Here is an 8422-nt window from a genome sequence, read left to right as displayed (position 1 = left end):
TCGCTTTGACTGCTTTGTTTTCCAGAAGTTCGTCGACGGCGAGCTTGTCACCTTGGAGGACGTTGAAGACGCCGGGGGGCAGACCGGCTTCGGCCCAGAGTTCGGCGAGCCAGATCGCCGCGGTGGGGTCCTTCTCCGAGGGTTTGAGAATCACGGTGTTCCCGGCGGCGATGGCGACCGGGAAGAACCACATCGGGACCATCGCGGGAAAGTTGAAGGGGGAGATGATGCCTACGGGGCCGAGGGGTTGGCGGATGGAGTAGACGTCGACCTTGGTCGATGCATTCTCGGTGTATCCGCCCTTGAGGAGATGCGGTATTCCGCAGGCGAATTCGACTACTTCTTGTCCGCGGCTGATTTCGCCGAGGGCGTCGGAGAGAACCTTGCCGTGCTCGGCTGTGATGATCTCGGCGAGTTCACCTTTGCGAGCGTTGAGGAGTTCGCGGAAGCTGAACAGTATCTGTGTGCGCCGGGCCAGGGAGGTGTCACGCCAGGCGGGGAAGGCCGCCGCAGCAGCGTCGATGACGGTGCGAGCGTCCTCGAGGTTCGCCAGGGCGAGTCGGCCGGTGATCTGTCCGGTGGCGGGGTTGGTGACGGGGGCGGTGTTCTCGGATGTTCCGGCGAACGACTTGCCGTCCAACCAGTGCGCGATGACACGAGTATCAGTGCTGGTCATGGTATTTCCTAGTGGTCTGGTGGCTCAGGAGTTCGGGGAGGTGTACTTGGTGACATAGTCGTTCATCGTCTCGCGCTGGTACCGGGAAACCTCGTGTGCGTTTTCGTTCTCGGCGAAGACGCTCGACACCATCACGGTGTTGTCACGATCGTAGAAGCCGAGTTTGCCGAGGCCGCCGAAGAATTCGTCCCAGTTGACGTCTCCGTCCCCGATTTTGAGGTGTTGATGCACTCGAACGGCATTGCCTGGCGGATTGGTGATGTAGCGAAGTCCGTGGGAACGGTGATGATCCATGGTGTCTGCCACATGTACGAGACGGACCATGTCGCCGGCGGCCTCCATGATGGCGGGAAGGTCCCCACCCATGTGGAATTGGTGGCACGCCACGATCACCATGCCGAGGTTCTTGGAGTTCACGCCACGGATCGTGCGGATCGCGGCAAGTCCGTCTTCGACAAAATCGTCCGGGTGCGGGTCGATCAGGACGTCGATCCCCTCGCGTTCGATGATCGGAAGCAGTTCCTCCATCGAACGATAGAACGCACGCTCGGACTCTTCGGCTTTCTCGGGGCGGCCGGAGAATTCGGTGTTCATGACGTTGACACCGAGATCGACCGTGATCTGGATGGCCCGCTTCCAGTAACGCACTGCTGCTTCGCGAGCGTCCTCGTCCGGGCCGGACCACCGAAGGACCGGGAGCACCGACGCGATGCCGACTCCCGCACTCGCGCAGGCCTTCCGGAACTCGGTGACGAGCGCGTCGTCGGCTTTCGGGTGATTGAAGAACGGGATCATGTCGACGTGCGGTGTGAGCTGCAGGTACTCGTACCCGAGATCGGCAACAACTCGGGGAAGCTCCAGCAGCGAGTAATCGTGATGGAACGGTGTGGGATCGAGAGCGACCTTCATCGCTACGCTCCGGCCACAGAATCGCGCGCAACCATGTCCACGACGACGCGTTGACCCGTCTCCAGAGACTTCACGCCAGCGGCGCAGACAGCGGCCGCGGCGTACCCGTCCCAGGCACCTGGTCCGTCGATGTAGTTGCCGGTGCCGGCGCCCGTCTTCACTGCCTTGATCCACCGGGCGAACTCGGTGTCGTATGCCTGCCCGAAGCGTTCGCGGAATCCTGGGGTGATCTGCCCACCCCAGTTGCCGGGCTTGGTCTTTCGGATCAGTCCCACGTCGAGTCCGATCATCGCGCTTCCGAGTTCGCCGACAACTTCGGTGCGCACTTCGTAGGCAACTCCGGTGGTGACAAACACCTCGGCGTCGACGTGTCTACCGGACTCGGTCTCGAATATAGCGATCTGTGGGTCTTGAATGCCCTCGGGAGCAAGCGAATTCGCAGACGGCCGAATTATCTGCACCGAGGTGATCTCTTCGTCGAGCAGGAATCGCGTCACGTCGACCTCGTGGACGAGTGAGTCCTTGACGATCATCGCGCTGTCGAAGCCGTTCGGAACCGCAGGATTGCGGTGCGCGCAGTGCACAACGAGAGGGCGACCGAGATCGCCGCTGTCGATCAAATCCTTGAGCTGGGTGTATTCGTGGTCGAACCGGCGCATGAAACCGACCTGGATCAGTTTCTTTCCCAGCGCTGCTTCGGCTTTGACGATCGCCAGCGAACTGTCCGCGTCGGTGGTCAGCGGCTTCTCGCAGAGAACCGGCTTGCCTGCTTCGAGGCAGGCAAGTACCTGCTTCTCATGGGTCGGGCCCGGGGTTGCGAGCACAACGGCGTCGACGTCCTCGGCTGCGATGGCATCGAACGGATCGACGACGACGCGTGACCCCGGCGTCAATGCTGCGATTTCCTCGGCGCGGGCAAGAGAGTAGTCGTTGACGACGGTGACTCGGGCACCGCCGATTTTGTTGGTGATGCGGTCGACGTGATCGGCCCCCATGATGCCGACGCCGAGCACTGCGATCCGGAGATCCTGGTTGTCAGACATGCGGTGGTACTCCTCGATTGTGTTGCTCAGCTGAAACGGACGGCGGGAACGCCACAGGTGGACAGGTATTTCTGAGTGCGCTGTGCGATGGGCAGCGGTGTGTCGGGATGGCAGGGATACATGTCCTGCTCGACGATCGCGAACACGTCGATGCCGAGCTTCTCGATGGCCTCCAGAAGCGGTGGCATGTCCGGGATTCCGCGCGGTGGTTCGATCATCGCGCCGAGTTTGACGGCTTCGCCGAACGGCAGGTCCTCCGCCTCCACCTTGGCGACGATCGCCGGATCCACCTGCTTGAGGTGCAGGTACCCGATGCGCTCCGGATGCTTGTTGATGATGGCCAGGTTGTCGCCGCCGCAGTAGCTGATGTGGCCGGTATCGAGGCACAGGTTCACGAAACGCTCGTCTGTACCTTCGAGGAACTTGTAGACGTTTTCCTCGATGTCGACATGGCTGTCGGCATGAGGGTGGTACTGCGCCATGACGCCGTACTCCTCGAGCATCGCCTTGCCGAGAGCGTTCATGCCGTCGGTTTTCTTGCGCCACTGCTCGGGAGTCAGATTTCGATCTTCGAGTACTTCTCCGGTGGAAGGATCGCGCCACATCTCGGGGATGACGACTACGTGCTTGCCACCGACGGCCGCGGTCAACTTGGCGACGTCCTTGATCTGATTCCAGACGGCATCCCAGGAATCGTCCTGGTGCAGGTGTTCGAAAACGGTACCGGCCGAAAGCTTGAGGCCGCGTGCTCCGAGCTCGTCAGTCAACTTGGCTGGTTCGGTCGGAAGGTATCCGAAGGGGCCGAGTTCGATCCATTCGTATCCCGACGCGGACACCTCGTCGAGGAATCGTGTGTACGGGGTCTGCTGAGGGTCGTCCGGAAACCACACACCCCAGGAGTCGGGGGCTGATCCGACGCGAATCGCGCTCATGTCTAGATTCCTTTCGAGGGCAAGCTTCTTGGGGCGTGGTCGTGCGGAATTTTCATTCGGATGGACGGAGGTACGGTCGCTGGATCTTCTTCCAGGACTCGTAGGTTGTCCGGGCGTTCTTGGTCGATTCCAGTTCAGAGGTAGCCGATACCGGTACATCCCACCAGGATTCGCTGTCCGGGGCGCCGATCAGCGGATCGGTTTCGACGTGGATGACCGTGCTGGTGTCGCTTGCTTTGGCGACTTTGATCGCGTCGGCGAACTCGGCGGCGGTGTTGGCGCGGATGACGTCGACACCGAGGCTGGCGGCGTTCGCAGCCAGATCGACCGGGAGAACACCTCCGTCGAGACGTCCGTCATTCGAGCGGTAGCGGTACTGCGTGCCGAAGCGCTGGGAACCCAGCGACTCGGACAGCGAACCGATGGAGGCAAATCCGTGATTCTGCACCAGGACGACGATGACCTTGAGGCGTTCCTGTACGGCGGTGACCAATTCGGTGGCCATCATCAGATAGGAACCGTCGCCGACCATCACGAACACGTCGCGATCGGGGCACGCCATGCGGACGCCTAGACCGCCGGCAACTTCGTATCCCATGCACGAGTACCCGTATTCGACGTGATACCCCTTGGGATCACGGGTTCGCCACAGCTTGTGGAGGTCACCTGGCATGGACCCGGCAGCGCACACGACGACGTCACGTGGATCGGACAGAGTGTTGACCAGGCCGATCACCTGATTCTGATTCAGTGACCCGTCGGCAGCGGGTTCGGCTGGGTTGTAGACGGATTCGACGATCGCATCCCAATCGCGAGCGAGTGCACCGATCCTGGACGCGTATTCGTCGTCCACCCGGTAGTCGTTCAGGGCAAGTGCCAGCGCGTCGAGTGCCTCACGTGCGTCGGCGACAACACTGACTCCGCCCTGCTTCACGGAGTCCAGTGAAGCGACGTTGATGTTGACGAAGCGAACGTCGGGATTGGTGAATGCGGTGCGGGACGCGCTCGTGAAATCGCTGTACCGCGTGCCGATTCCGATGACGACGTCCGCCTCGGTGGCCAGTGCGTTTGCGGCCGTAGTGCCGGTGGACCCCACCGCCCCGACGGATTGTGGATGGTCGTAGACCAATGAACCCTTGCCGGCCTGGCTCTGCCCCACGGGGATTCCGGTCTGCGCGCAGAACGCTGCCAGAGAGTCGGTGGCCTGGCTGTAGATCACTCCGCCGCCGGCGACGATCAGTGGTTTGCGAGCCGAGCGGATGATCGCGGCGGCGCGTTCGATCACCGATCGCTCGGGGAGCGGGCGGGCCACGTGCCAGACTCGCTCGGCGAAGAAGGACTCGGGCCAGTCGAAAGCCTCGGCCTGCACGTCCTGCGGGATGGCGATGGTGACTGCGCCGGTCTCGACGGGATCAGTGAGAACGCGCATCCCGGCGAGCAGAGCGCTCGGCAACTGCTCCGGGCGCCATACCCGATCGAAGTATCGTGAGACCGGTTTGAAAGCGTCGTTGACTGTGACGTCGCCGCTCGACGGGAGTTCGAGTTCCTGCAAGACGGGGGCACTGGCGCGGGTCGCGAAAGTGTCTGCGGGAAGGAGTAATACAGGTAGACGGTTGATGGTGGCCAGTGCCGCGCCGGTGATCATATTGGTGGCACCTGGGCCGACGCTGGACGAGACTGCCCACGTCTGCAGGCGGTCCTTCATGCGGGCGTGCGCGACAGCCGAGTGCACCATCGCCTGTTCATTGCGGCCGAGCACGTAGGGGAGTGTCGGCTCACGGCCGGCATCGAGATCCTGGATCTCGGCCTGCAAGAGTGCCTGCCCCAGTCCGGCGACGTTGCCGTGCCCGAAGATTCCGAAGCAGCCGGCAAACAGCTTGGTGCGCTGGCCGTCACGTTCGGTGTACTGGTTGGCGAGGAAGCGGACGACAGCTTGAGAAACGGTGAGGTGTACGGTCGGCTCGTCGCGAGGTAGACGATTGCCGGTTGCGTTGTTGGTGGGTGCCACAGCTTTCACTTCCGTCAGTTGTGGGACTGCAACGGCAGTCGAGGGTCGATGTCCTGGTGATCCCAGCTTCCACGTAGCCAGGTGTGTTGCGGATCGTCACAGATGTTCCACGCCCGGATCTCGTCCGAACCTGCCATGACATTGAGGTAGTACATGTGGTGGCCCGGCGCTGCGATGGACGGGCCGTGATAGCCGTGCGGCACGAGGACGACGTCGCCCGAGCGGACTTCCTCGAGCACCTCGATAGGTCTCTCGGCGGTTCCGTACACGCGGTGGTAGCCGAAACCTTCGGTCCCGGTGGGGCTTCGGTCGATCTCGAAGTAGTAGATCTCTTCCAGAGCCGATTCGACGTCGCTGTTCTCGTCGTGCTTGTGGCTGGGATACGACGACCAGTTCCCGCCGGGGGTGATGACTTCACACGCGATGATGGAGTCGGCCTCGAAGGTGTCTGCGGTGGCGAAGTTGTGAACCTGTCGGCTGCAGTTACCGGCACCTCGGAGTTCGACGGCAACTCCCGACACCGGGCCGTAGCGATGGGGCAGCTTGGCTCCGGCGCGCGCTCCGCACAGGGCGAAGCGGCCTCCACCTGCGCTGGCCACTGTGTAGTCGGAATCGCGTCCTACGTAGGCGAAGTCGCTCGGTCCGTCGAAGACCGACGCGCGGCCGGCCAGGGCGATCTCCGTCCCCTCGGCAACTATCACGGCCGAACCCGACAGTGGAACGACGACTATCTCGTTCTCGCCGGACTGCAAGCGGACGCTCGCGCCGGGGGCGAGTTCGAGTGTCCACAAGCTGGATTCGGTCCAACCCGCGGACTCCGGCGTGACCACTGTCGTGAAATCACCTTCGGCGGACGATCCGGCGGGGACGTAGTACTTGCTGAACATCTTGCTCCTGCCAGGTCGGTTCTAGTGGACGAGTTTGACTGCGGTGTCGACGGCCGCGGTCACGTCGCCGTCCGGTGGGTAGAGCAGCGCGCGCCCGACGATCAGTCCGCGCACGGACGGCAGCTGAAGGGCAGCGTCCCACTTTGCGTACGTTTCTTCCGGCGCGATCTGCGGATCGCCGCCCAGGAGGAGCGTCGGGAGGGTGGTCGCATCCATGACGCGTTCCATCTCGTCGACGACCGGTAGTTTCATCCACGTGTACGCCGAGGTGGAGCCGAGACCTTGGGAGATGTGGATGGACTTGATGACGGCGTCGGGGCTGAGATCGTTGACGACCTTGCCGTTGACGCGGCTGGAGAGAAACGGCTCGAGCATCGCGATCAGTCCGGCCGCGGCCAGTTCGTCAACGGCTTCGGCACATGCCGTCATGGTGGGCAGGGTGCCCGCGTCGTCGAGGGCGATGCGCAGCAGCATCTTTCCGCCGTTCATTCCGAACTTCGCGGTGCCCGCCGCGGTATATCCGGTCATGCGGTCGTCGAGTTCGAAGCTCGCGCCCGCCAGGCCGCCGCGGTTCATCGACGAGAAGACGACCTTGTCCTCGAGGGCCCCGAGGAGGAGCAGATCGTCGAGAATGTCCGCGGTACCGAGAACGCCGTCGACTCCGGGATTGTCGAGCGCCGTGCGTAATCTGTCGAGCAGATCGGTACGACTGTTCATCGCTGTCGGCTTGCCGCCGACAGACAATGCCCCACGCGCTGGATGATCGGCAGCGACGATCATCAGTCGTCCGTTGCCTCGAACGGTGGCACGAGGAGTTCTTGCTGCCCAGTACTTTTCGATGATCTGCGGATCGCTCGCACGCAGGTCCGTCACGTCGGCGTAGGTGGTGGCGAGGGGGCGGGCGGCGAGCTTGTCAGACATTGACTGCCTCCGTGGCTGTGGCTTCGGCGAGATCGTGGACTTCTTCAGCGGTTGGCATCGCAGTGGAGCATTCGAGCCGAGATGCGACTATCGCACCGGCCGCGTTGGCATAGCGCAGTACCTTCTCCAGTGGCCACCCGGCCAACAGTCCGTGGCACAGTGATCCGCCGAAGCTGTCGCCGGCACCCAGCCCGTTGACCACGTCGACGGCATTGGGCGGCACGGTGATCGATTGCTTTCGTGTTTTGCCGAGAACACCCTTCGGGCCCTGCTTCACGATCGCCAGTTCGACTCCGAGGTCGAGAAGCGCGTCGGCGGCCTTGTTCGGATTGGTCTCACCGACCGCGATCTCGCACTCTTCGCGGTTTCCGACGGCTACCGTCACGTGCGCGAGAGCGCGCTGCACCTGAGTGGTCGCTTCATGGGGTGTCGACCAGAACATCGGGCGGTAGTCCAGATCGAGGACCGTCAGCGGGCGTCGTTCGCGGGCTTCCCAAGCAGCGAAGTGTGCACTGCGACTCGGTTCTTCGGACAGCCCTGTCACAGTCGACCAGTAGAGGGACGCTGTTCGAACGGCGTCGAGGTCGATGTCTTCCGGGGTGATCCGAAGATCGGGCGCATGCGGCTTGCGGTAGAAGTACAGCGGGAAGTCGTCAGGGGGGAAGATCTCGCAGAACGTCACCGGTGTCGGGTACTCGGAATTGGTGACCACAAACCTGTTGTCGACGCCCAGACGTGCCAACTCGCGTGTGACGAACTTTCCGAAGGGATCGCTGCCTACGCCGGAGATCAGTGCTGCTCGCCGGCCGAGGCGTGCAGCCGCCACCGAGACGTTTGCCGCGCTGCCGCCGAGAAACTTGCCGAAGGTCTCGACGTCTTCGAGTCCGACACCGGTTTGAAGTGGGTAGATGTCCACCCCCGATCGGCCGATGGCAAGCACGTCGAATGGTGCGTCAGGGATGTGTGACCCGCTCTGGTGAGTGTTGATGCTTGTCAAGACTGACTCCCGAGAGTTCGTGGTGGGCTGCCCGCGCAGGGCACCGTTG

8 protein-coding genes are annotated in these 8422 nt (G+C 62.8%); all 8 read right to left on the bottom strand.

The annotated features are described in order from the left end of the window. Positions 1 to 676, bottom strand: a 676-nt coding sequence (locus tag ABX74_RS28935) for an aldehyde dehydrogenase family protein (protein WP_047890282.1), incomplete at its 3' end; no start/stop codon positions are given. A gap of 24 nt (positions 677 to 700) precedes the next feature. After that, the gene (locus ABX74_RS28930; protein WP_047890281.1) at positions 701 to 1585 is read right to left on the bottom strand and encodes a sugar phosphate isomerase/epimerase family protein; all 885 of its coding nucleotides are present in this window, start codon (positions 1583 to 1585) and stop codon (positions 701 to 703) included. A 2-nt stretch (positions 1586 to 1587) separates the two neighbouring features. After that, positions 1588 to 2628, bottom strand: coding sequence for a Gfo/Idh/MocA family protein (locus tag ABX74_RS28925; RefSeq protein WP_019747669.1), 1041 nt, complete (start codon positions 2626 to 2628; stop codon positions 1588 to 1590). A 26-nt stretch (positions 2629 to 2654) separates the two neighbouring features. Then, complete coding sequence (locus ABX74_RS28920; RefSeq protein WP_047890280.1) at positions 2655 to 3560, bottom strand: sugar phosphate isomerase/epimerase family protein; 906 nt, start codon at positions 3558 to 3560, stop codon at positions 2655 to 2657. Between the two features lie 52 nt (positions 3561 to 3612). Continuing rightward, a complete protein-coding gene (iolD, locus tag ABX74_RS28915) occupies positions 3613 to 5568 on the bottom strand; it encodes a 3D-(3,5/4)-trihydroxycyclohexane-1,2-dione acylhydrolase (decyclizing) (protein WP_047890294.1) in 1956 nt (651 codons plus the stop codon). Between the two features lie 14 nt (positions 5569 to 5582). Next, positions 5583 to 6455: a 5-deoxy-glucuronate isomerase gene (gene iolB, locus ABX74_RS28910; RefSeq protein ID WP_047890279.1), complete on the bottom strand. Its 873-nt coding sequence runs from the start codon at positions 6453 to 6455 to the stop codon at positions 5583 to 5585. Positions 6456 to 6476: 21 nt separating this feature from the next. Then, complete coding sequence (locus tag ABX74_RS28905; RefSeq protein ID WP_047890278.1) at positions 6477 to 7376, bottom strand: hypothetical protein; 900 nt, start codon at positions 7374 to 7376, stop codon at positions 6477 to 6479. After that, on the bottom strand, positions 7369 to 8373 hold the full coding sequence (gene iolC, locus ABX74_RS28900) for a 5-dehydro-2-deoxygluconokinase (protein WP_189637360.1): 1005 nt from the start codon (positions 8371 to 8373) through the stop codon (positions 7369 to 7371). Before iolC ends, ABX74_RS28905 begins: the two co-directional genes overlap by 8 nt. Between the last annotated feature and the right edge of the window lie 49 nt (positions 8374 to 8422).

The sequence above is a fragment of the Rhodococcus sp. ARP2 genome, assembly GCF_001029585.1.
Classification (GTDB): domain Bacteria; phylum Actinomycetota; class Actinomycetes; order Mycobacteriales; family Mycobacteriaceae; genus Rhodococcus_F; species Rhodococcus_F erythropolis.
The sequence above is the reverse complement of the archived record's forward strand: the minus strand, read 5'-3'. Positions and strand labels throughout refer to the sequence as shown.

Coding starts and splice junctions, on each gene's coding strand:
- iolB (WP_047890279.1), bottom strand. CDS start 6,455: ATGTTCAGCAAGTACTACGTCCCCGCCGGATCGTCCGCCGAAGGTGAT.
- ABX74_RS28930 (WP_047890281.1), bottom strand. CDS start 1,585: ATGAAGGTCGCTCTCGATCCCACACCGTTCCATCACGATTACTCGCTG.
- ABX74_RS28925 (WP_019747669.1), bottom strand. CDS start 2,628: ATGTCTGACAACCAGGATCTCCGGATCGCAGTGCTCGGCGTCGGCATC.
- ABX74_RS28920 (WP_047890280.1), bottom strand. CDS start 3,560: ATGAGCGCGATTCGCGTCGGATCAGCCCCCGACTCCTGGGGTGTGTGG.
- ABX74_RS28905 (WP_047890278.1), bottom strand. CDS start 7,376: ATGTCTGACAAGCTCGCCGCCCGCCCCCTCGCCACCACCTACGCCGAC.